This window comes from Vibrio sp. 1249-1 (assembly GCF_033340495.1).
This window is the reverse complement of the sequence record NZ_JAWOWJ010000834.1, coordinates 1-592: the sequence shown is the minus strand read 5'-3', so window position 1 is coordinate 592 and position 592 is coordinate 1. Positions and strand designations below refer to the sequence as shown.

Below are 592 nucleotides of genomic sequence, written 5' to 3'. Positions count from 1 at the left end.
CTTCGCTGCAGCGCTGTTTGCGGTATCTTTAACTGGTTGCGACGCTTGTGCTTCTTTTCGCTCGGCTTTTTGTTGTTCGGTCAACCCTTTGTAGTAGTCGTTTAGGTCACCATCGAATGGCGCAACTTGACGATCATGCACTAAGTACAAATCATCGGTGGTTGCGCGCAGTAAGTAACGGTCGTGTGAAACAATCACCATCGCACCTTCGAACGTTTGCAGAGCCATGGTTAACGCTTGGCGCATGTCTAAGTCTAGGTGGTTGGTTGGTTCGTCGAGTAGCAATAAGTTTGGTTTTTGCCACACGATCAATGCCAGCACCAAGCGTGCCTTTTCACCACCAGAGAACGGTGCGACTTTTTCTAGCGCTTTGTCGCCTTGGAAACCAAAACTACCTAGGTAATCGCGCAGTTGCTGCTCTGTTTGATCCGGTGCGATCTGCATCATGTGCTGCAGTGGCGTTTCTTCTGGGTGCAACGTTTCCAACTGGTGCTGAGCAAAGTAGCCGATCTTTACGCCTTGTGAATAGGTGAGGTCGCCGCCTTGCGCTTTAAGTTCACCTGAAAGCAGTTTGATTAAGGTCGATTTACCA

The 592-nt window shown here is 49.5% G+C and carries 1 protein-coding gene; it reads right to left on the bottom strand.

All coding sequences use genetic code 11. From position 1 onward, the window contains the following. The coding region (locus tag R7Z50_RS29190) for an ATP-binding cassette domain-containing protein (RefSeq protein WP_318149972.1) at nucleotides 1–592 on the bottom strand (592 nt) is incomplete at both ends.